Origin of the sequence: Rhodococcus sp. 15-649-2-2 (assembly GCF_002258645.1) — a bacterium.
GTDB lineage: Bacteria > Actinomycetota > Actinomycetes > Mycobacteriales > Mycobacteriaceae > Rhodococcoides.
This window is the reverse complement of sequence record NZ_NPFM01000031.1, coordinates 58,966-81,764: the sequence shown is the minus strand read 5'-3', so window position 1 is coordinate 81,764 and position 22,799 is coordinate 58,966. Positions and strand designations below refer to the sequence as shown.

General features: G+C 61.9%; 19 protein-coding genes. 8 read left to right on the top strand and 11 right to left on the bottom strand.

Going from position 1 to position 22,799, the window contains the following annotated elements; all coding sequences use genetic code 11:
* Positions 1-5 precede the first annotated feature (5 nt).
* The 5 genes from CH305_RS21285 to CH305_RS21265 form a co-directional block, all read right to left on the bottom strand.
* Entirely contained in the window at positions 6-1,082 is a 1,077-nt protein-coding gene (locus CH305_RS21285) for a cupin domain-containing protein (RefSeq protein ID WP_094704844.1), read from the bottom strand.
* Entirely contained in the window at positions 1,079-2,764 is a 1,686-nt protein-coding gene (locus CH305_RS21280; RefSeq protein ID WP_094704843.1) for a (2,3-dihydroxybenzoyl)adenylate synthase, read from the bottom strand. The genes CH305_RS21285 and CH305_RS21280 overlap by 4 nt, the downstream gene beginning before the upstream one ends.
* On the bottom strand, positions 2,764-4,875 hold the full coding sequence (locus CH305_RS21275) for an acetate--CoA ligase family protein (RefSeq protein WP_094704842.1): 2,112 nt from the start codon (positions 4,873-4,875) through the stop codon (positions 2,764-2,766). Before CH305_RS21275 ends, CH305_RS21280 begins: the two co-directional genes overlap by 1 nt.
* Positions 4,872-6,569 carry an FAD-dependent monooxygenase gene (locus CH305_RS21270; protein WP_094704841.1) on the bottom strand — a complete coding sequence of 566 codons (1,698 nt, stop codon included), beginning with the start codon at positions 6,567-6,569 and terminating at the stop codon, positions 4,872-4,874. The genes CH305_RS21275 and CH305_RS21270 overlap by 4 nt, the downstream gene beginning before the upstream one ends.
* A 105-nt stretch (positions 6,570-6,674) precedes the next feature.
* A complete protein-coding gene (locus CH305_RS21265; protein WP_037150285.1) occupies positions 6,675-7,487 on the bottom strand; it encodes a PaaX family transcriptional regulator C-terminal domain-containing protein in 813 nt (270 codons plus the stop codon).
* Positions 7,488-7,748: 261 nt separating this feature from the next.
* On the opposite strand from CH305_RS21265, the gene CH305_RS21260 reads away from it, so the two are divergent.
* Genes CH305_RS21260 through CH305_RS21245 form a run of 4 tightly spaced genes read left to right on the top strand, consistent with a single transcriptional unit; the run spans position 7,749 to position 12,503 of the window.
* Positions 7,749-9,038, top strand: a complete 1,290-nt coding sequence (locus CH305_RS21260) for an MFS transporter (RefSeq protein ID WP_256983939.1) — start codon at positions 7,749-7,751, stop codon at positions 9,036-9,038.
* The gene (locus CH305_RS21255; RefSeq protein ID WP_094704840.1) at positions 9,035-10,141 is read left to right on the top strand and encodes an NAD(P)-dependent alcohol dehydrogenase; all 1,107 of its coding nucleotides are present in this window, start codon (positions 9,035-9,037) and stop codon (positions 10,139-10,141) included. The genes CH305_RS21260 and CH305_RS21255 overlap by 4 nt, the downstream gene beginning before the upstream one ends.
* A 43-nt stretch (positions 10,142-10,184) precedes the next feature.
* Positions 10,185-11,630, top strand: a complete 1,446-nt coding sequence (locus CH305_RS21250; RefSeq protein ID WP_094704839.1) for an aldehyde dehydrogenase family protein — start codon at positions 10,185-10,187, stop codon at positions 11,628-11,630.
* Between the two features lie 45 nt (positions 11,631-11,675).
* On the top strand, positions 11,676-12,503 hold the full coding sequence (locus tag CH305_RS21245) for an alpha/beta fold hydrolase (protein WP_094705210.1): 828 nt from the start codon (positions 11,676-11,678) through the stop codon (positions 12,501-12,503).
* A gap of 113 nt (positions 12,504-12,616) precedes the next feature.
* On the opposite strand, the gene CH305_RS21240 is transcribed toward CH305_RS21245, so the two are convergent.
* Positions 12,617-13,363, bottom strand: a complete 747-nt coding sequence (locus CH305_RS21240) for an SDR family NAD(P)-dependent oxidoreductase (RefSeq protein ID WP_179278370.1) — start codon at positions 13,361-13,363, stop codon at positions 12,617-12,619.
* Between the two features lie 416 nt (positions 13,364-13,779).
* Here CH305_RS21240 and CH305_RS21235 point away from each other — a divergent pair, with 416 nt between their 5' ends.
* A complete protein-coding gene (locus CH305_RS21235; RefSeq protein WP_094704837.1) occupies positions 13,780-15,144 on the top strand; it encodes an MFS transporter in 1,365 nt (454 codons plus the stop codon).
* Positions 15,145-15,237: 93 nt separating this feature from the next.
* The gene (locus tag CH305_RS21230; protein WP_094704836.1) at positions 15,238-16,341 is read left to right on the top strand and encodes a mandelate racemase/muconate lactonizing enzyme family protein; all 1,104 of its coding nucleotides are present in this window, start codon (positions 15,238-15,240) and stop codon (positions 16,339-16,341) included.
* A 71-nt stretch (positions 16,342-16,412) separates the two neighbouring features.
* On the opposite strand, the gene fabG is transcribed toward CH305_RS21230, so the two are convergent.
* The 3 genes from fabG to CH305_RS21215 form a co-directional block, all read right to left on the bottom strand.
* Complete coding sequence (gene fabG, locus CH305_RS21225) at positions 16,413-17,150, bottom strand: 3-oxoacyl-ACP reductase FabG (protein ID WP_094705208.1); 738 nt, start codon at positions 17,148-17,150, stop codon at positions 16,413-16,415.
* 65 nt (positions 17,151-17,215) lie between these two features.
* A complete protein-coding gene (locus tag CH305_RS21220) occupies positions 17,216-18,214 on the bottom strand; it encodes a cyclase family protein (RefSeq protein ID WP_094704835.1) in 999 nt (332 codons plus the stop codon).
* Positions 18,211-18,669: a VOC family protein gene (locus tag CH305_RS21215; protein ID WP_094704834.1), complete on the bottom strand. Its 459-nt coding sequence runs from the start codon at positions 18,667-18,669 to the stop codon at positions 18,211-18,213. The genes CH305_RS21220 and CH305_RS21215 overlap by 4 nt, the downstream gene beginning before the upstream one ends.
* Positions 18,670-18,912: 243 nt before the next feature.
* Between CH305_RS21215 and CH305_RS21210 the strand changes: the two genes are divergently transcribed.
* A complete protein-coding gene (locus tag CH305_RS21210) occupies positions 18,913-19,863 on the top strand; it encodes a CoA transferase subunit A (protein WP_094704833.1) in 951 nt (316 codons plus the stop codon).
* On the top strand, positions 19,860-20,648 hold the full coding sequence (locus tag CH305_RS21205) for a CoA-transferase subunit beta (RefSeq protein ID WP_256983936.1): 789 nt from the start codon (positions 19,860-19,862) through the stop codon (positions 20,646-20,648). The genes CH305_RS21210 and CH305_RS21205 overlap by 4 nt, the downstream gene beginning before the upstream one ends.
* A 28-nt stretch (positions 20,649-20,676) precedes the next feature.
* Here the strand turns inward: CH305_RS21205 and CH305_RS21200 are convergent, their stop codons facing one another.
* Both CH305_RS21200 and CH305_RS21195 read right to left on the bottom strand, forming a co-directional pair.
* Positions 20,677-21,594: a LysR family transcriptional regulator gene (locus CH305_RS21200; protein WP_094704832.1), complete on the bottom strand. Its 918-nt coding sequence runs from the start codon at positions 21,592-21,594 to the stop codon at positions 20,677-20,679.
* Positions 21,595-21,825: 231 nt separating this feature from the next.
* The gene (locus tag CH305_RS21195; protein ID WP_094705204.1) at positions 21,826-22,767 is read right to left on the bottom strand and encodes an aldo/keto reductase; all 942 of its coding nucleotides are present in this window, start codon (positions 22,765-22,767) and stop codon (positions 21,826-21,828) included.
* Between the last annotated feature and the right edge of the window lie 32 nt (positions 22,768-22,799).

The following is a 22,799-nucleotide window of genomic DNA, read 5'->3' as shown; positions in this document are numbered from 1 at the left end:
CGAGGTCAAGCTCCTTCGGAAAATACGGTGCGGGCAAAGTGCAGCTTCTCGACGATCGGTGCATCCGAAAACGCGAAGAGGTCGAACTGTGTGTCGGCTTCGATGGACCATTCTGTCCATGACGGGACGACGACCATGTCGCCCTTCGACACCGAACGCTGTTCGCCGGCGAGAACGAACCGACCACTCCCCTCGAACACCTGATACACCGTGGAGCCGACATCACGTCGGGGTCGCGTGTGCGCACCCTGACGAAGTCGGTGGAACTCGGCTCGGATCGTCGGCATGACGTCGCCGCCATTGGTGGGATTGGTGTATCGAACCGCGGCATGCCCCGGTTCGGTGGTCGCCGCGAACCCCTCGTCCTCGAGGTCCAACTGTGCTTTCAACGCCGCATCGGTGTGCTCCCACCGATACGCGGCGATCGGCGAACTCGATTTGCTGTCGAGCCCGACGAGCGGGCGCAGGCCCGGATGAGCCCACAGACGCTCGGACCGAGAGATGTCCGGTGTCGAATCGTCGGTGACGTTCTCGGACCCGAACTCGAAGAAGCCGGTGTCGGTGTAGTGAACGAACGGAATGTCGAGTCCGTCGATCCAGGCCATGGGCTGATCGGTCTCGTTGTGGTGCCCATGGAAGTTCCAACCCGGAGTGAGCAGGAAGTCGCCGCGCCGCATGGCGACGGGGTCGCCGTTGACCACAGTCCACACCCCTTCACCCTCGACGACGAAGCGGAACGCGTTCTGCGCGTGGCGATGTTCCGGTGCGACCTCTTTGGGGCCGAGATACTGGATCGCTGCCCACAGCGTGGGAGTGATGTACGGGACCCCCGCCAGGCCGGGGTTGGCGAGCGCGATGGCACGGCGCTCGCCACCTCGACCGACGGCAACGAGATCGCCTGCGCGCTGCGCCAGCGGGTACAGCGTCGACCACTTCCACACGAAGGGAACAGCTTTGGATTTCGGTGACATCGGCATCAGGTCGCCGAGCTGGGTCCACAGCGGCATGAGATTCTCGGACTCGAAGTCGCGGTAGAGCTGCTCGAGTGCTGGGTCCTCGGGGTGCACTTCGGTGTCGGTCATCGGTTGCCTTCCTGATCTGCGTCGAGTCGTGTGCGGATGTCCTCACGCATGGCCTTTTTGTCCAACTTGCCTACTTTCGTGGTGGGTATCGCATCCACGACCACCAACCGCTCGGGGAGTTTGAACCGAGCGACACCCGCGGAATTCATCACCGCGAGAACGTCGTCCAGAGTCACATGGGCACCCGCGGCAACGGAGACGTACAAGCACAGGCGCTCGCCCAGGACTGGATCCGGCATTGCCACGGCCGCAGCCATCTCGATGCCGTCGACCTGGTAGGCGAAGTTCTCCACTTCCTCGGCCGAGATCTTTTCGCCACCCCGATTGATCATGTCCTTGTCGCGACCTGCCACGACGAGGTTCCCGTCGGGTCGGCGGATCACGATGTCGCCACTGGCGTACCACCCGTCCGCAGTGAAAGCGCGAGAGTTGTGTTCGGGCGCGCGGAAATAGCCGCGTGGGGTGTACGGACCGCGGGTCAGTAGCGCTCCGGGAGTTCCGTCGTCGACCGGCTCCCCGAGCTCGTCGACAACGGCGATCTCGTCGGCCTCGCTGACCGGCCGCCCCTGGGTATTGGTGATGACCTCGAGGTCGTCGTTCAATCGAGTCATGTTGATCAGACCCTCGGCCATCCCGAAGACCTGCTGAAGACGTGCGCCCAGGACCGGTTCCACTCGCGCCGCCAATTCGTCGGGCATCCGGGAACCACCGACCTGGAGAACCCTCAGGCTGGATCCGGTCAACGTGCCATGCTCACGCTGGTACTCGATCCAGGACTGAGCCACCGCGGGTACCACCGTTGCCACGGTCACCGACTCGCTGTCGATCGCGAGGAATGCCCTGTCCGGTCTCGCCGACGGAAGCATCACCGTGCGTCCACCCGCGAACAAGGTGCCCAGAATTCCTGGACAGGCCAACGGGAAATTGTGACTGCTCGGCAGCGCACCGAGGTACACGGTGTCCGAGGTGATTTCGGAGATCGCGTTACAGCGAATGATGTTGTAGGCGTAGTCGTCGTGCGTACGAACGATCAGCTTGGGAAGCCCGGTCGTCCCACCGGACAGCAGGAAGCACGCAACATCCTCGCCCGCGGGGTCGTAGTCGGCATCGGAAAACGAGGGAATCGTCGTCGAGGCATCCGCCAGGCTGAACTCGGGAGTCGACGTATTTTCCCCGGAACTCAGGTCACCGTGGACCAACACCGCCCGCACGGACGCAACCTCGGCCGCAACCTCTTGCGCGGTGGACCTCAGGTCGGTGTCCTTGTCGGTGTCTGCGACCACGATGGCCACGGCGTCCGACAAAGCCGCCAGGTGCGTCAGCTCGTGTCGTCGGTGAGCAGGCAGCGCCATCACCGGTACGGCACCGATGCGGAAGCACCCCAGGGTGAGAGCAACAAATTCCCACGAATTGGGAAGCTGCAGAACAATTCTGTCGCCAGGTTCGACATCGAGATTCAGAAGCGCTTGCCCCATCGACGCCGACCGGTCCCACAGTTGGCGGTACGTCAACCTGATCGAGCCGTCGACCAGCGCCTCGGCGTCTGGATGCAGTTCGACCTGCTCCACGATGTGCGAGCCCAACGATCGACCGCTCCAATACCCGGCTTCGCGATAACGGCGAGCATCGTCGGCAGGCCACGGCACGACACCGTCGATCGAGACGGGGGTCCGAGTACTCATCACCGATCTCCTTCTGTAGCAGTGTGTCCGGCCCCGACGACGACGGCGTCGAGCGCGATCAGACCGTCCGAGGTCAGTCGCAACGGATTGATTTCGAGATCGCCGATCTCGTCGTGATTCGAGACGTAGGCCGCCAACGCGACAGCTGCGCGGCCGAACTCGTTTCGGTCCAGCCTCGGTCCGCCGCGCCATCCATGCAGGACAGCGGCCGTGTGGAGATCGTCGAGCATCGTCGTCGCAGCGGACAGCGTGAGCTCACCACTGCGGATGGCCACGTCGCCGATCGCCTCTGCTGCGGTTCCACCCAAACCTGCCACGACGATCGGTCCGAACACTGAGTCTCTCCGCACACCGAGGAAGAGATCGACGCCGGAACCGGCCATGGTCTCGAGCAGGTACGCCGGTGCCCCGATCGAATCGAGGGCGTCCAACGCGGTGTCCAGTTCCTCTGTCGTGCGAACGAACAGGTGGACTCCGCCGATTTCGGTCTTGTGCAGAACCGACGCGTCGAGAATCTTGACTGCGACGGGATGCTCGAGTTCCGCGAGCGCTCGGTGCGCGTCCTCTCGGGTGTGGGCCACACGCCGATCGGGCGTACGAATACCCAACGCGTCGAGCAAGTCCTTGCCTCTTGCCTCGTCGACAGGAAGCGTGATGGAAGGTCCGGCGGGAGGAACGAACGCCTCGGTATGCACCCGACCGTAACGGAGCTTTGCATCTTCGACGAGGGCGCGCACGCCGTTGGCCAACGACGTAGGGCTCGAGAGGACCGGCAGATCGAGGAGCGCGGCAGAGACGGTTGCTGCGGACACCGCCTCTCGTGGTCCACCGATACCGAGCACGACGGGCAGCCGCTCGTGCACCGAGGACGTCCCGACGGCGTCGGCGAGGTCGATCGCGTCGGGTTCGGCAAGGGCATACACGGCAAGCGCGTCGACGTCCGGGTCGTCCGCCGTCGCCCGGAGGACGTCCGCGAAGGTGGCCGCGGGCCTGCCGGTGTCGACGGGATTTGCCTGATAGGTCAACGGTGGCAACAGATCGGACAATCGACTCAGCGTGGCGTCGGACAGCGTCGGAACACGTACCCCGCCGGCCAGCAGTGCATCGAGAACCATCAATCCGGGACCGGCCTGTGCGGTGACTAGGCCTATTCCCGGAGATGCGGACGCGGGTAGTCGCGTACGGCCGAGTACGGCGAGCGCATCCACCAGGTGGTGTTCGTCGTCGACGACCACGGCACCCGCTTCGGTGAGCAGTGCGCGCGTAGTCCGCCACGACGTGGCGAGCGCACCTGTGTGGGACTCCGAGAACGCGGAGACATCACTTCGACCCACCACGATGGCCACCACTGGCTTCACTGCAGTCACGTCTGCGACCGCCGACAACAGCGCGCGGCCGTCTTCGACGGACTCGACGTGCAATGCGACTGCTGTGATCGCATCGTCATGCTGGAGGTAGCGCAGCACGTCGACATTCGTGACGTCCACGCTGTTACCGAGACCGACACCGAGGCCCACACCGACGCCGTTCTCGGACAACAGGAACGACAGCGCATGGTTCATGCCCCCGCTCGCTGCGACGACGGCGACCGTACCCGCGGCGATGTGCTCGACAGTCGGGACGAAGCTGACCGTGGAGTGACCGGGACGGAAGAACCCGGATGTATTGGGACCGAGCAATCGGATGCCGGTTTCGGACGTGATGTCCCTCAGCCGGCGTTGCAGCTCGATGCCGTCGTCGCCGGCCTCTGCAAAGCCACCGGAACAGATCAACGCTGCCCGCACCCCGGCGTCGGCCGCTTCCTGCAGCGCTGCGGGGGTCGCGGCGGCTGGAATGCACAGAACCGCCAGATCTATTGCTGTGCCGTGGGATCGAACTGCGTCCGCGATCGACGAGCTGAATCCCTCGGCGGTACCGCGTGGATTGATTCCGTACGTAGTGACAGCGCCGCGGCTTCCTCTGTCGATGGCGGCGAGCATCACCGAGCCGAGCTTTTCAGGTGCACTCGAGGCACCGAACACCGCAATGGACGTCGGACTGAACAGCGCGGAGAGGGAATCTGCAGCATCTTCCGCGCCCGGGACAGCCAGCGGAACGTGAGTCGTTGTCATAGTTCCGACCTCGACGGTGCCGCGGCGCTCTCGGATTCGTCCAGCTTGTCGAAAGCGACCGCATCAGCGCGGCCGGACAGGACCAGTGTTGCTGCACAATCTCTTCGGTCGACAGCGCGGCGGGAGCGAACAGACGATTCCTGCTCGATCACAATCGCTGCGACGTGGTGTCGCAGGCGTACGTACTCCGAGGCCAGTACCCGCGACAGCTCGGTCCCCCCTTTGATGATCACGGCCCCCGGTCCGCCAGCACACAGCTCGTCGAGGCGTGAGAGAGAGTCTTCGTCCAGAGCGGTGCGGTCGGAGTCGGGTGCCGAGAACAGTGGCTCGGCTTCGTGCGCAGCCTGGTTCGCAACGAGAATCGACGTGCCGTCGGTGAGTGTCACGGAGTTTGCCGTGCCAGCGGTGACAGAGAGAAGCCGCGAGTCGAGCGCGACCGCCCCTGCTTTCAGAGGAGTCTCGAGCGGTGCGGCACCATGCTGTTCGTGCCAGGCGAGTTCGGCAACCTCGACGAACTGCGGGTCTCGAACTCGTATCTTCTCGGCGGAGATGGACCGCGTGAAGAAATGGAACCCGAACTGCCACGGTTCCAGTTCGCGGTAGTACTCCCCGAAGTGGTCCCACCACGCAAGGCTGGGAACCGACGAATTCTGGACCTTGGCCACCTGGGGACGCCGGATCTGCTCGAACTCCGACAGAGCCGCATCGAGATCGGGCGCGTGTTCGGCGACGGTCTGCGCGAGAACGGCTGCATCCTCCATGGCCATCTTCGTTCCCGATCCGACCGAGAAGTGGGCCGTGTGCATGGCGTCGCCGAGGAACACCACAGGTGTGCCGCGGTCGGTCCGGCTGTGCCAACGCGCGGTGCGGCGAGTTTTGAAATTGGCCCAACGCGAATTGTTCGCTACCAGCCTCGCACCGTCGATAAGGTCGGCGAACAATTCTTCGAGGTAGCGCTGCGAGACGGTATCCGACTCGCCGGGAGGGGACGACATGTCGAACCCGTCCAGACCGGCTTTGCGCCAGGTGTCTTCGTCCGTCTCGACGATGAAGGTACTCAGATCGGATCCGATCGGGTAAGCGTGTACGGCGAAATTTCCGTGCTCGGACTGCTTGTGCAAGAAGGTGAGTCCGTCGAATTGGAATGTCGTGCCGAACCAGATGAACTTCACCGTTGCTTGTTCGACCGAATGGTCGAGGTCCGAAGCGAACACCTCGCGGGATGCAGAGTTGGTGCCGTCGGCTGCGACGATCAGGTCGTACCCGCCGTCCTCGTCGAGCGATTGCACAGATGCGGTGGTCGAGTAGTGCAGTTTCGCGCCCAATTCGAGAGCACGGTGCCGAAGTGCCCCGAGCAACACCCGACGATGCACGGCGGACATGCCGTTGCCACCGGCCGCAGTGACCTCGCCTTTGGCGTGGACTTCGATGCTGTCCCAATGGCGGCCGTGATCGGCAAGAGTGTCACGCAGAACGGGGTCGACTCGGTCGATGTTGTCGAGCGTGGCATCGGAGAACACGACACCGAAGCCGAATACATCGCTCTCGTGGTTTCGCTCGAAAACCTCGACCGTTGCGTCGGGTGCACTGTGCGCCAACGCGATTGCGGTGAAGAGACCGCCTGGGCCGCCTCCGATGCACGCAATTCGTAGCGGCGTCGAAGTGGCTGTTCGGTGTTGTTCTGGGATGGACATCGATGTCGGCCCCTAGCGTGGAATGAGGGCCCGGATCTCGGGCGACCAATTTATTGTGTGTCATAAATCTATTCAAAGTCAATCTTTTTGTTACATATAAGCCGTCTAGGGCTTCGCCGTCGGCGCATCTCCCGAGGCCTCGAGCACGAACGCCTCGGCACTCGTACGCAGTTCGTCGTGACACTCGGTGAACACCTCGTGCGCAGCACGGCCACGCCAACCCGGAGGCAACAGAGTGTCGGGCAGGTCGGGATCGCGGAACGGGTAACGACGGTAGTTCTGAATCAGTTTCATTCGTTCGACCAGCGCCTGCCGGCCGCCGAGCCCACGACGGAAGCCCGCCAATCGCGGCTGGAACTCCTCGATGAAGGCCTGGTACTCGCCCCCCAGTTCGGCGAGGTCCCAGCAACGATCGGCTATGGAGCGATCGTTCGTCAGCCCGGATGTCTGACTCCGCAGGAATTGGATCCGTAGCTCGTCTTCCCCGCTGAGCATTTCGCGTAGCTGCTTCTCCCTGTCATGCGGCGAGAACCATGTCGCAGAACCGTATTCGCCGAACCCGTACCAGTTCAGGGCCGTCTCGATGCGCTTGCGCTGCTCTCGCCCCAGCCCTTCCTCATCGACCAAGGCCTGCGTCCACGTGCGGTCCCAGTCGTCGAAGTGCCGCTCGAAGATGCGAGCCCGACCGTCGTCGAGCAGCCGCCAACTCTTTTCGTTGAGCAGGTAGGACACCTCTCGACCACTCTTGGTCGAGTCGAACCACCCCTCTTTGCGCAGCCGCGCCATCACGACGCGCACCGTCGCCGATTCGATACCGAAGACCTCCATCAACTCCGTCAGAGTGCCCAACTTGGCCGCTCCGCCGGTGTAACGGAAGTACTCCCCGTACAGGTCGAACACCAGAGCACGTGGTCGCATCGACCCCTCCTCTCACCTGTGTCGATCACCGATCGACTTACATGTGTCATTCCTCTTGACTTTCACGACCATTCTGTCACATAGTGACTGTACTCACATAGCCGACTCGCACATTTGGGGTCATCCGAATCTGCGCGAGATCGCATCGGCCGGTGTTCGAACACCTATCATCGGAGGAATCAGGTGAATCCCCTGGCCACGAATAGGCCAAGCCCGTCGGGCGCCCGCCGTTCCAGCTCGACCGTCGTAGCTCTCTGCTTCGTGATCATCGTCTTCGACGGCTACGACCTGGTCGTCTACGGAACCACTGTCCCGTCTCTTCTCGCGTATCAGCAATGGGAACTGACACCGGGCCAGGTCGGCACCATCGGTAGCTATGCGCTGATGGGAATGCTCCTCGGCGCCCTGGTGTCCGGCTGGCTGGCACCCCGAGTCGGAGCCCGCGCGATCATTCTGACCTCGTTGATCTCGTTCTCCGTTCTCATGGGTCTGACCGCGCTGGCCCCCAACCCGGAGATCTTCGGTCTTCTCCGCTTCCTCGGCGGGCTGGGACTAGGCGGTGTCGTTCCGACTGTCATCGCGCTGACAATCGAGTACTCGCCCCCTGCTCGTCGCCAGTTCAACAACGCTCTGATGTACAGCGGTTACTCGGTGGGCGGCGTGCTCGCCGCGCTGTCGGCCCTGGCATTGCTTCCCGAAAACAGTTTCCGCGTCATGTACGCGCTCGGTTTGCTTCCGCTCGTCACGATCGTTCCGCTGACGTGGCGCTACCTTCCCGAATCGGCCGCATTCCTTGTAGGCAAGGGCAGGATCGACGAAGCCCATGCTCTCGCCGAGAAATTCGGCATCACTGCCGCCCCGGCCACTACATCCGAGAGCCGCGGCACCATGGCATCGTTGTTCACCGGGGCACGCAGAGTTCCGCTGGCGTTGCTCGTCGTGGCATCTTTCTGCGGTTTATTGCTCGTCTACGGCGTCAATACCTGGCTACCGAATATCATGCGCCAAGCCGGTTACTCGCTCGGCAGTTCACTGACATTTCTTCTCGTACTCAATCTCGGTGCGATAGCCGGCGCTCTGATCGCCTCCCGAATCGCAGACCGATTCGGCAGCAAGCCGGTGACCGTGACCTCCTTCCTGCTCGCCGTCCTCGCCATACTCTCCCTGAGCCTCGGATTGCCGCTCTACGCCGCCATGATCGTGGTCGCCATCGCAGGACTCGGCACTGTAGGGACACAGATACTCGTCAACGGTTACGTTGCAACGTATTTCGGTGACAGAGATCGAACGTCGGCTCTCGGATTGTCCCTGGGCCTCGGACGCGTGGGCGCGATATTCGGGCCGATTCTCGGAGGATGGATCGCATCCTCGGCATTGGGCGTCGACTGGAACTTCTACACGTTCGCAGCATTCGCCGGAATCGGTTGCCTCGCTGTCCTACTCGTCAGTAATCGTCACTCCGCTACCCGGCAGCCCGCCGACCATTCCACCGCAACCACTGTGTCGCCCGCTGTGCGGGTGGACACCGAATCGAAAGAAGCACACTCGTGAGCACCACCGTTACTGCCGCTGTAGCACGCGCCACCGGCGATCCTCTCACCATCGAGAAGCTCGAACTCGACGACCTCCGAGCCAACGAGGTACGGGTCCGCATCGTCGCGTCCGGCGTGTGCCACACGGACGCCATCGTCAGGGACGGCATCTACCCGACGCCCCTGCCCGCCGTCCTCGGACACGAGGGTGCAGGCGTCGTCGAAGCGATCGGCTCCGATATCACCACCGTCGAGGTCGGCGATCACGTCGTGCTCTCCGCCGCATACTGCGGCAAGTGTGTGCAGTGCCGATCGGGACGAGTTGCATACTGCGAGAACCTGTTCGCCGAAGATTTCGGAGGTGCGCGCCGCGACGGCTCCACCTCACTGTCTGCCGGCGAGGAAGCCATTTCCTCGCACTTCTTCGGGCAGTCCGCATTTTCCACTCACGCCAACGTGGTGGAGACCAGCGTGATCAAGGTGGACAAGAAAGCACCGCTCGAGATCATCGCCCCTCTCGGCTGCGGCTTGCAGACCGGCGCAGGCGCGATACTCAACGACCTGCGGCCGGCACCCGGCACTTCGATCGCAGTATTCGGCACCGGTGCCGTCGGATCTGCCGCCATCATGGCCGCCCAGATCGCAGGCTGCACCACGGTGGTGGCCATCGACCTGCACGACTCGCGACTCGAACTGGCCAAGACCATCGGAGCCACTCACACCATCAACGGCAAGAGCGAGGATGTGCTCGCCGAACTGGACAAGATCACCGGAGGCAAGGGGCTCGACTACGCGCTGGACACCACAGCGGTTCCCTCAGTGCTTCAGCAGGCGGCCGCGTCCCTGGGCATCGGAGGAACTGTGGCGCTGGTCGGTGCGGCAGCACCGGGCACGGACGTCACTTTCGAGATCGGCGCGTCACTGGTCAAGGGATGGACGTTCAAGACCATCATTCAAGGGAGCTCGGTGCCTCAGCAGTTCATTCCGCGGCTGGTTCTTCTCTGGGAGCAGGGACGCTTCCCCTTCGACAAGCTCATCAAGAACTACACGCTCGACGACATCAACACCGCGTTCGCAGATTCCGAGAACGGATCGACCGTCAAACCCGTTGTCGTCTTCTGATTTTCGTCACCCTCACGTCGCACAACAACCAGGAGAAACGCACATGACCACCATGAACGACCTGCTCACTGTCGGCCATCTCATCGACAACGAATTGACCGATTCCGATCGGTACGACGACGTCGTGGATCCGGGCAGGTTGAGTGACGTGGCCGCCCGCGTCGCCGTCGGCACGCCCGACGATGTCGATCGCGCAGTGAAGGCCGCGCACCGCGCGTATCTGTCCTGGCGCAACGTGGACTCGGCGGAACGAGCACGCCTGATGCTCGCCGCTGCGGATGCGTTGGCGGGGAGCGGTTCCGATCTCGCCGCACAGCTCGTGCGCGAGCACGGAGGAATGCTGTGGGAAGCCCAGACCGACTTCGGCCTCGGCACCGGCGTCATGCAACATACTGCCAGCCTCGTCGACGGATTCTTCGATCCCGTCCAGTTCGACGACGACGAAAGCTTCATCAGTGTCGAGCGGGTGCCCCGCGGCGTCGTTGGTGCCGTCGTTCCGTGGAACATGCCCGTGGTGCTGACCATGATGAAGCTGGCTCCCGCGCTGGCCACAGGGAACACGATCGTCATCAAGCCGTCGCCTTTCGCGCCGGCCGCACTGACCGTGGCATTGCATCGCATGGCCCAGACCCTCCCCGCCGGCGTCATCAACGTCGTTCACGGCAATGCCGATGTGGGACAGGCTCTCACCTCCCATCCACTCGTTCGCAAGATCGGCTTCACCGGGGGTACGGCTACTGCAGGCCGGGTGATGGCGGCAGCTGCGGGGACCATCAAGAACCTGACCCTCGAACTCGGCGGCAACGACCCGGCCATCGTGCTCGACGATGTCGACATCGACGCCGCCCTGGACCGGATGCTCAAGGGTGTGTTCACTCGATCAGGCCAGATCTGCTTCGCCGTCAAGCGAATCTACATTCCACGCGCCTTGTACGGCACATTTGCCGACGCCTTCTGCGAGCGTGTGGACCAGTACTCCGTCGGTCACGGCCTCGACGAAAGTGCCAGCTTCGGGCCGATGAACAACAAGACTCAGTACGACTCGGTGAACGCACTCATCGAAGAGACGAAGAATTCGTCCGCGAAGATCGTGCAGCTCGGACGTAAGCTCGATTCTGCATCCGACGGTTACTACATTCTTCCTCACGTGGTCCGCGACGTGGAACACTCCGCTCCGGTCAGCAGCTGCGAGCAGTTCGGACCGGTCATTCCGTTGATCGCGTACGACGACGAGAACCAGGTCGTCGAGTGGGCAAACGATTCCGAGTACGGGCTCGGCTCCTCGGTATGGACCACCGATCCCGATCGTGGTCTGGCCATTGCGCGTCGAATCGAAGCGGGCAGCACGTTCATCAATACTCACGCCTTCGAGTCACTCGATCTGCGGATGCCGTTCGGCGGGGTGAAGCAGAGCGGAATCGGCCGTGAATTCGGTGAAGCCGGAATGCGCGAGTACGTCGACGAGCACTCGATTCGGCTGCTCAAGTGACCGCCCCCCGTATCCAGTTTCGACCTCGATGATGGGAGTGTGTTCATGGCGCAGCCTGATTCACCCGTAGACGACATCACCACCGAGATGGTCACGTCGGCCGATGGAACCTCGCTGGGGGTACATTGCCTCGGATCCGGTTCGCCTGTCGTGATTGTGCACGGCAGTATCTCGACAGCGGAGTCGTGGCTGCAGGTAGCCTCACATCTCGCTGTCGACCACCGGGTCTTCGTTCTCGATCGCCGAGGACGAGGTCTGAGCGGGGACGCACCGGAGTACACGCTCGAGACCGAGGCCGCCGACATCGCAGCTGTCCTCGCCCTGGCGGCCGAGTCGACCGGAGGAGTACCGACCCTGGTCGGTCACTCTTACGGTGCGATCTGCACCCTCGAAGCCGTTCGACGAGGTTCGCAGGTGGCGTCCCTGGTGTTGTACGAGCCGCCACTACCGGTGGACGGGCCGGTCGCGGGGCAGCATCTCGCCCCGTATGCGGCAGCGATCGCAGCGTCCGACAACGACGCGGCGATGCGAATCGCCATGGAGCATTTCATTCGAGCACCTGCAGCCGAGACGGAAGCCATTTCGGCGACACCGTTGTGGGGATTGTTTCTCTCGCTCGCACCCACCTGGACTCGAGAGTTGGCCGAGATCGACGCGTGTGTCTCAGTGATGTCGGAATATGGCGAATCGACAACCAGGACTTTGCTTCTCGTGGGCGAACAAAGCCCGAAACATCTCGTCGGTGCCTCGGCCTACTTGGAATCCAGGCTCCGCAACGTATCGAAACACGTTTTGACGGGACAAGCCCACTTCGCGAATCTCGTCGATCCGGGTCAGGTTGCCTCGGCGATCAATACGTTCCTCGACCGCTGAGACTCGTACCGAGTCCTTCGACATCGCCGCCCCAGCGCTCCCCTCCAGGAGTGCCGGGGTGGCGATGTCGATCCGGGGTCCTCTGACGACCCGAGTGGCCCGACGTCAGCGCATCAATCGAAGACCAAGCCGCCGTCGACGTTCATGGACTGCCCGGTGACTGCATTCGCCATGAGCAAGTACGCCACGGCGGCAGCGATATCGGACGGTTCGCTGAAGCGGCGCAGCGGTACGTGCTCGACCATTTCTGCGATTCGTCCCTGCGCCTCGGGCGTATTGTGCACGTTGAGCAGCGGCGAGTTGGTGGGGCCCGGGCACACGGCATTGACTCGAATGTCGAACGGTGCCAACTGAATCGCAGCAACCTTGGTGAGCGCGAGAACAGCACCCTTGGTTGCGGCATAGGCAGCGTTGGACGTCTGCCGGTAGCCCTTCCCCGCGATCGAGGCGACGTTGACGATACTTCCGCCGGCACCCGCATCCCGCATGCGAGAACCTACGGCCTGCATGACGTGCATCGTTCCCAACGCATTGATATCCATCATCCAGTTCCAGTCCTCGGTCGAGATCTCGAAGAAGTCCATCAATCGAGTCACGCCCGCACAGTTGACGACACCGCGGATGGCGGAATGCTCCTGGACCACGGTCTCGACGGCAGCGTCGACGCTTGCGCGGTCGCGGAGATCGACCGTCACGTAGTCGCACTTCAGACGACCTGCAACGTCCTCTGCGGCCTGCTCGTTCGCGTCTGCGACCACAACGGAGAGTCCTATGTCCACCAGCCGCTCACAAATGGCAGTACCGATGGCACCGGCCCCACCTGTGACCAGGTAGGCACCCTCATGTCGGGTAGTACTCACTTTGAACTCCTGAAGTCGATGGCCGCCACCGTCATCTGGGCATCGATGACCACACGGTGCTGCGCGGTGTTGCGCTGACTTCGAGCGTCCACCCCAAATGGGATGACGTCCAATACTCGATCGCGACGTATTCATATCCGCGACGGATAAACGAGCCCATCCGGATCAAGGGTGCTGTCGGCTGCCGACGTGGCGGCCGCGTCCGGGATTCATCAATTTTTGCACTGAAAGTACAGCTGATTGGTATTGGTCAGAGATGGCCGCGCGTACCTATAGTCGCCTGAGCAGCAAGTGCTGTGGATCACATGAGCACATCGAACGCGGCGCGCGGGAAGTCCAGCAGTTACAACACCCCGCCTGCAGCCGCCACAGCACCGGACACGCACCGCACAATCGTATTCCCGAGGAGCCAACCGATGAAAAACCAACTCACGTCGGACGATTCACCCGTCGACGACATCGAAGTACGGATCTACAAGAAGACTCTTCGCCGGGTGATCCCGGTCATCATGCTGGGAATGTTCATCTCGTACATCGACAGAGCCAACATCGGTGTTCTGGCCGGACCCATGTCGGAGGACCTAGGACTGTCTGCCGCAACGTTCGGGCTGGCCGCCGGGCTGTTCTACATCGGCTACTGCTTCTTCGAGATCCCGTCCAACATGGCAATGGCCAAATTCGGAGCTCGAGTGTGGCTCGCCCGCATCATGGTCAGCTGGGGTGCCTGCACAATGCTCATGGCGTTCGTCCAGAACGACGTAACGCTGTACATCGTGCGAATAATGCTCGGCGTCGCCGAGGCCGGATTCTCCCCCGGTGCACTGCTGTTCCTGGCCTTCTGGTGTCCCCCACGAATGCTCCCCAAGACGTACTCGATGCTGAACCTGTCAGTGCCGATCGCACTCGCCGTCGGATCCATCCTTACCTCATCGCTGCTGTCGTTGGATGGACTCTTCGGGCTGGCGGGATGGCGCTGGGCATTTCTCATCGAGGGCATCCCCGCCATCGCACTCGCGGCCTATATCTACCTCCGCCTTCCGAACGGACCGTCGGAGGCAAAGTGGCTCGATGACTCCGAAAAGGAGTACCTCGCCAAGCATTCCGCACAACGTCCCGACGGTCCCGGCCACGAGATCAAGTACCTCTGGGCTGTGCTGCGTCGCCCCGCCGCATGGGCGTTCACGATCCTGTACTTCTGCATGACGATCGGTTACTGGACGATTGCGTACTTCCTCCCCACGATCGTTCGCAGCCAATTCGATCTCGGCTTCGTCGCATCGGGAATGGTGTCGGCCATACCGTGGGCATTCGCGGCCGTAGTCATGATCCTCGTCTCGAAGAACGTATCCAAGACCGGTGAGCGCACCTGGAACATGACCATCCTTCAGATAGCCGGTGCAGTCGGACTGGCGACCGCGGCCCTGACCGGTAATCCCTACCTCGCACTGCTCGGCATCAGCCTCGCGGCCGGTGGATTCTTCGGCTCACTTCCTTCGTTCAACTCCATGCCTGCGCAGGTGTTCACTGCGGGTCTGGCTGCTGTGGCCCTCGCGATGATCAACGGCCTTGCCAGCCTCAGCGGGCTGATCGGCCCATACCTGTTCGGCTTCCTGCAGGACAGAACAGGATCGAGCGAGACCGGCCTACTCATCATGTCCGGCTTCTTCGTCGCCGCAGCCGTTCTGGTTTTCGGGATGAGTCGATGGACGGACAAGGTCACCGGAGGACTCCACACCAAGACGACGGTGGCTCTGGATCCGACTGCAATCGATGCTCGCTGAAAATTCACCCCCACATGGGTGTGCGGTCGGACCCGTCGGGCCCGACCGCACACCCATGCTCGACGCACACTGGATCGAAAGGTGCACCACATCATGAAGATCGAAAAGATCGAGGCAATTCCGTACGTCATCCCGTTCCGGAAGCCCTTGAAGTTCGCCAGCGGCGAGGTGACCGTAGCGGACCATGTTCTGATTCGGGTACACACCAGTGACGGCGTCATCGGTATCGCCGATGCACCGCCGCGGCCCTACACGTACGGCGAGACCCAACGCTCGATAGTGGCTGTCATCGACGATGTATTCGGACCGGCCCTTGTCGGACAGTCGATTCTCGAGCGCGAACGAATCAGCGCGATCCTCGACCGAACAGTGCACAACGACGTCGCCAAAGGAGCGATCGACATCGCGATCTGGGATGCAGTCGGAATTACCCTGGGAGTGTCGGTCTCGAAGCTGTTGGGTGGCTACTCGGATCACCTGCGGGTGTCACACATGCTCGGGTTTCACAGCGCGCAAGAGGTATTGGACGAAGCCCGATACTTCGTCGACGAACACGGAATACGAGCATTCAAGATCAAGGTCGGTCGCCGCCCGATGGATCTGGACCTCGAGCTGTGCGCGATACTCGCGCGCGAACTCGATGACGATATCGAACTGTACGTCGATGCCAACCGAGGCTGGACTGCAAACGAAGCGATCGCGGCGTTGCCGGCACTGGCGGATTCCCGGACGAGCCTTTTCGAAGAGCCCTGCGACGCAAGGGAAACCATGGGTAGACGTCGGTTGGTAGCGACGTCCACGATTCCCATCGTGGGCGACGAGAGCGTTCCACGCCCCGGTGACGTGTCCCGAGAACTGATGTCCGGCGGATGCGATGCGGTGAGCATCAAGACCGCGCGCGGGGGCTTCACCAACAGTGTTGCGGTCCTGGGCCTCTGTCAGGGAATGGGCGTCGATGTCCTCATGGGAAATCAGATCGACACTCAGATCGGTTCAGCGGCAACGGTCGCGTTCGGCTCGGCGTTCAAGGCCACTCATTCGCGGCCCGGGGAGTTGTCGAACTACCTCGACCTCGCCGACGATCTGATCGCCGAGCCCTTGGACATTCGCGACGGTGTCATGAAGATCCCGGTCGGTCCGGGCGTCGGAGTCAGCGTCGATCCGGACAAGTTGAGTCGTTACCGCACCGACAAGTAGGTACAGACGCCGATGCCGGTGCAAGGACGTTATCCTGCACCGGCATCGGCGATCACGAGTGTTGGAGAATTCTAGATGTGCCGACCTCCGGTGACCTCGAGTACCGAGCCGGTGACGTAGCTCGACAGCGGACTGGCAAGGAAGAGCACCGCCCCGGCAACTTCGTCCGGTCGACCGAAACGGTTCATCGGAACTTCCGCCAGCTTGGACTCCATGACCTTCTGCGGCAATCCGGATGTCATCGGAGTGTCGATGATTCCGGGCTGCACGGCATTGACTCGGACACCGGCGAACCCGACTTCCTTCGCCGCAGCCTTGGTCAGACCGACGATGCCGGCCTTGGCTGCGCTGTAATTGCTCTGTCCGATCATGCCCACCTTTCCCGAGATAGACGACATGTTGACGATCGACCCGCCGCTGTCCTGTTCGCGCATGATGGCCGCAGCTTCCCGGGTTCCCAACCAGGCACCCTTGAGATGTACGCGGATCACGTCGTCGAATTCGTCTTCGGTCATGCGGCGCATCGTGGCATCGCGGGTGAAACCCGCGTTGTTGACCCAGATGTCGAGCGTACCGAACTGCTCCACCGCGGTGGCACCAGCCGCCTTCACGTCGGACGCCGACGACACGTCACCGGAGACACTGATGAGTTTGTCGCCGGCATCGAGATCCGCGCGCGCACGGTCGAGGGCGGCCTTCGAAATATCGGTCAGGACCACGTTCGCGCCCTCTGCCAGAAATGCAGACGCGATAGCTCGGCCGAGCCCTCCCGGCCCACCGGTGACGACGGCGGTCTTCCCTTCCAACAACACAGTATTTCCCTTCACGAGGCAGGACGCATCGTATGCGGCCCTGCGCGGTACACAGACGTATGTCAGAGGATGGCGAGAGCATTGGCCGGGGAACCGACCCCGCCGAGCAGATTCAACGGCTCTGCGGTGACCAAGAATTCGAAGCGCCCTATGTCCCTACACCGTTGCGACAGTTCTTCGAGGTCCCACAACTCGCCGATATAGATGCCCAGCAGGGGGATCAGAATACGATGGAGCATCCCCGTGTGTGACGAATGTGGCAGGGCCCCAGTGGCTTCTGCATGGACTGTCGGCAGACCCGAACGATCCGACGGCCAGGCCTCCAAGGCGACGTTATCCGCAGCAACGAGTGCAAACTGGCTGTCCCACAACCAGGCGGCCATCTTCTCGGACTGCTCGAGGCCCACCGACAGACCCTCGTACGGGTTCGCATCGACGACGAAATGCTCGGTCCAACCGAATCTCAGGAGCACGATGTCTCCGGGTTCGAGTACGACGTTCTGCCAGCGCGCCGTTGCTACCAGATCCTCGACGCCGATTTGTTCGTTGGTGTGGTGATCGACGGGGCGGCCACAGAACTTCCGGTAACCCGAAACGTCGAGAAGTACGCCACGACCTGCGATACCGGAGGCAGCCACGTGCTGGATTCCCAGAGACCCCTTGCCTGCGACGATGTCGGCTGGGTCTGCCCCGTTGTAAAAACCCCGGTCGGGGTGGGCGAAGTGTCGAAGACTGTCGATCTGCGTCGATGCTTGTGGGTAGAAGCTGTCCACACGATCGTCCCGATGAAACTCGTTGAGCCCGAACACTTCGTGCACCGGGTTACCGCGGTGCGCAATGAGCGGTTCGGAAAAGGCCGACAGCGACAGATTGAGGTTGACGCGATGGCCGGCCGTGACCAGACGTGCCGCAGCGACGACCCGAGCGGCAGTCAGATGATTGAGACTCCCCAGCTGATCGTCCCAGCCGAAGAGTCCCCACGCGGTGCCGCGTACATCATCGGGTCGTTGCTGCAACTGTGCATAGGTCGGCAACCCTGGTCCCGACGACGCGGCACTCATGACTCTTCTTCTGCCTCCATGACTTGATGAACCTCGATCATGTTTCCGGCGGGGTCGGTGAAGAAGATCTGGTACCACCCCTCCACTGACCAGATACCCCAGTCGTCGAACGGGATGTTGTGCTCGCGCAACCGGCGCATCAGTTCCTGAATATCGTCCGTTCGGAAGGCGACATGCCCACCGATGAGCGGATTCACGGTGTGGCCCTCGGTCAACGCAAGGTAGGGCTGTCGCCGGGTCGCATGAAGTTGGAGCTCGTCCTTATCGCCCGCATCATAGAACTTTGCGCGACTTGACCATTCGTCGTCACCCGATTCACCGCTATCGGAAGAACGTGAGGTGGCGATCATCGGTGGGCTGGGGATCTCACCCAGGCCGAGGGCGTCGGAGTAGAACTTGCCCAACTCTTCCATGTCGTCGGACGTGACATTGACGTGATGAAGTCGAAGCTCCACGGTGGTTCCTTTCGAAGATGGTCAACCGAGTGTCGCAAGCCACAAAGCGACCCGTCCAATACTGGGTCGACACCAATTCAGAGGCCTTCGATATCAATGCGTCTTGATTGATCCTTCGTTCAGCCGCAACAGGTCTCCTCGCACTGATGTCTTCAACGTCTTAAAACAATCGCTTTGGATATTGGACTCGAAACAATCCGGCAGGCAAGCTCATCCAGCAGTGCACCGACAGGAGAAACGAACGTGACAACCGTAGACCGGAGCAAGATCGCCTCGCTCGAAGATGCAATTGCAGAACATGTTCACTCGGGAGACGTAGTGTCCATCGAGGGCTTCACGCATGCAATTCCGGTGGCAGCAGGGCATGAGATCATTCGTCAAGGCTTGACCGACTTGACCCTGGTTCGGATGACTGCCGACATCATCGCCGACCAGCTGGTGGCCGCAGGATGCGTATCCACCTTGGTGTCGTCGTTCATCGGCAATTCCTCGGCGGGCTCTCTCGGCGAGCTGAGACGCCGCATAGAACGAGCTGATCCCGCGCCGCTCGAATTCGTCGAGTACACGCACCACAGCATGGTGTGCCGCTATCTCGCTGGTGCGCAACGCCTTCCCTTCTACCCGCTGCGGTCCATCACCGGCAGTGACCTCCCGAGCGTCAACCCCGACTATCGGCAGGTCGAGTCACCGTTCCCCGGTCCGGATGGAACGCGGGAGAAAATCTACGTGGTCCCCCCGATCAACCCCGATGTGACAGTGATCCATGCGCAGCGGTCCGACAGACTCGGCAACATCCAGATGTGGGGTCTGACCGGCATTCAGGCCGAGGCCGCTTTTGCCGCAGACCGTGTGATCGTCACCGTGGAAGAGATCGTCGATGACGACATTGTGCGTGGAGACCCGAACCGGACGATTTTGCCGTCCCATGCGGTCGACGCGGTCGTTCCCGTGCCGATGGGTGCCCATCCGTCGTTCGCTCAGGGCTACTACGACCGAGACAACGCGTTCTATCTCGAATGGGCGCACATCAGTGCCGACCACGAGCGGCTCATCGCTTGGCTCCAGGAGTGGGTCATCGAAGCGCAGGACCATTTCGGCTATCTGGACAAGCTCGGCTCCGCCCGAATCGATGGCTTGGCTGTCGGACGAGCCGAAAGCACTCCCGTCGATTATGGAAGAAGGATCCCGCGATGATGAACGATGTAGGCACGACGACACTCCGGGGCGCTACACAGGCCGAAATGCTCACGATCACCGCGGCTCGAGATCTCGCAGCCAAGCGGATCGTGTTCGCCGGAATCGGTTTGCCGACAGTGGTCGTCGCCCTGGCTCAGCAGACCGTGGCACCCGACATCGAGGTGGTCTACGAGTCCGGGGTCGCTGGCGCGCATCCCAGCGAACTGCCCGCAACCATTGCAGATTCCGTGCTCATCACAGGTGCTGAGGCCGTCCTGACGCTGCCTGCGCTTTTCGGCTATGTGCTTCAGGGTGGCCGCGTCGATGTCGGCTTCCTCGGCGCTGCGCAGATCGACAGATACGGAAACCTGAACTCGTCGGTCATCGGAGATTGGCACAAGCCGGACAAACGGTTACCAGGTTCGGGCGGTGCCCATGAGGTGATGATGAATGCTCGGGAAGTCCACGTGATCATGCGTCGACACAATCCGCAATCCTTCGTCGACGAACTGGACTTCTGCACTTCTCCCGGACCTGAACGCATACGGCGCGCCGGTGGACGCCCATTCGGCCGGGGCGTCACCAAGGTGTACACCGAGCTAGGAGTTCTGGCCCGCGAAGGCATGTACGACGAACTGGAACTCGTGGCCGTGTCCCCCGGTGTCGACCCGTCTGTCGTGAGCGAGGCGACCGGTTGGCCGCTGAAGCATGCACGCAATATCGTAGAGCTACCCGAACCGGACTTGCATCAGCTCGACCTGCTGCGGCATCACATCGACCCAAATCGGGTCTATCTGAGATAGAGCAACCAACCCTGAGGGTTGCTTTCGCTCATGCGTCCGGAGACTGCGCCTGCGAGTCACGTTGCGCAAACAGCGCCTTCGCCACGGAAACCACCGAATGGGTTGTTGGAGATGCCGACTCGGTATTCCATGCAAGGGCGGAGTGTAACGCTGGGGTGAAGTCCGAGATGGATTTGTACACCAGCCCGTAAGGCTGAATGTCCTTGCAGGAGCTCAACGTGAGCGTGACGCCGACCCCGGCCGCCACCATCGCCAGAATGGTGTAGGAATCCGGCGCAGCTTGCGATACCCGCGGCTGGAAACCTGCGTGCGCGCACGCCTGAACACCGATGGCGTGCAAACTCGACCCCGAGTTCGCGGGAAAGGTCACGAACGGTTCGTCGACCAAATCCGAGAGCGCGACCGTCGGTCGATGTGCCAACCGGTGAGACGACGGGAGCGCACAGATCAATTCTTCACGCTCGATCACCACGTAGTCCACTCCCCTGCTGAGGAAAGGCAGGCGGACGAATCCGAGGTCCAGCGAACCTTCCCTGACCTGTTCGAGGGCTGAATTCGCGTACGTCTGACCACGCAGTTGCAGGTCCACCTTCGGAAACCGATCGCGGACGGCACCGGCCAATTGGGGCAGAGCGATGCGACTGGAAGCACCGGCGAATCCGATGGTTACCCGTCCCGACTCGCCCGCAGCGCCCGCCAGTGCCGCATCCCGCGCCTCGGCGGCACCGGACACCACTTTCCGAGCCGGACCCAACAGCGATTCACCGGCCGGAGTCAGCGAGACCGCCCGTGTACTCCGAACGAACAGAGCGACCCCCAACTCCTTTTCCATCTGCCGGATCCGCTGACTGAGAGGTGGCTGGGCGATGCGCAGCCGCTCCGCAGCTCTGCTGAAGTGCAGCTCCTCGGCTACGGCGATGAACGCTTCGAAGTGCCTGAGGTCCATACTTGGCCTCCACATTAATTCTTTTACTGTCTCAAAATCTCACGCATTGATCTCCAAAAGATACCAAATCCGTTCGATGCCGTTGCGTGTAATGGGCAGATGCGACCAGTGGTCCTGCTGACTGCACTATCGACGACGACGCGCATGGGGACGAAGATCATCTCCATGCGCGCCGGTTGGCTCGTCTCATCCGGTCCAGGTCTGTCTTGCCGAATCATCGGACCTGTGAAATCACACAGCGTCGGACGCTGTGGTCAGTCGGTCGATCTCATCCGAAGCGAGGGTCAGCTCAGGCGCGGCCAGCAGGGCAAGCAACTGGGAGATCTTGCTGGCGCTGGCGATAGGTGCCGTAATGCCGGGCTGAGCCAGCAACCACGCCAACGCCACCGAAGAAATCTCGGCGGAGTGAGCCGAAGCGATGTCGTCGAGGGCCGAGACAACGGCCAGACCTGAATCGGAGAAGTATCCCTTGGCCATCGTGCTACGAATGTGAGTGGTGAAATCGTCCTGCGTGCGGTATTTCCCGGTGAGGAATCCCGCCGCGAGGGCAAAGTACGGAAACACACCGAGATCGTTGTCGAGTGCCAACTGCTGTCGCTCACCCTCGTAGTCGCTGCGGGCGACGAGGTTGTATTCCGGCTGCAGCGCAACGGGTGCGGCGAAACCGTTGTCTTTCGCGGTGTCGACCCATTCGCGGATGCGCTCGGGGCTGTAGTTCGAGATCGCAACGTAACGGACTTTACCGGCGTTCACCAGCGCGTCGAATGCACCGAGGGTCTCAACCAGAGGCACCGTCTCGTCGTCGTAGTGCGCGTAATAGAGATCGATGTGATCGGTCTGCAGTCGAGCAAGCGACGCGTCGGCTGCTGCAACGATGTTGGAGGCAGACAGGCCCATGAAGTCGGGGTGCTGGCTGACCTTGGTTGCGATCACCACATCGTCACGGTTGTTGCGCTTGGCCGTCCAGTTGCCGATGACGGTCTCGGATTCTCCACCGGAGTTACCGTCCGCGAAGGCGGAGTACGAATCAGCGGTGTCGATCAAGTTGCCACCGCCGGCGGTAAAGGCGTCGAGAATCTCGAACGATGCGTCTTCGTCGGTGGTCCAGCCGAAGGTGTTGCCGCCCAATGCGAGTGGATAAACCTCTAGCGATGAGGTGCCGATCGTAACCATGAAGAATTCCTTGCCTGTTGTGTTCCGGTGAC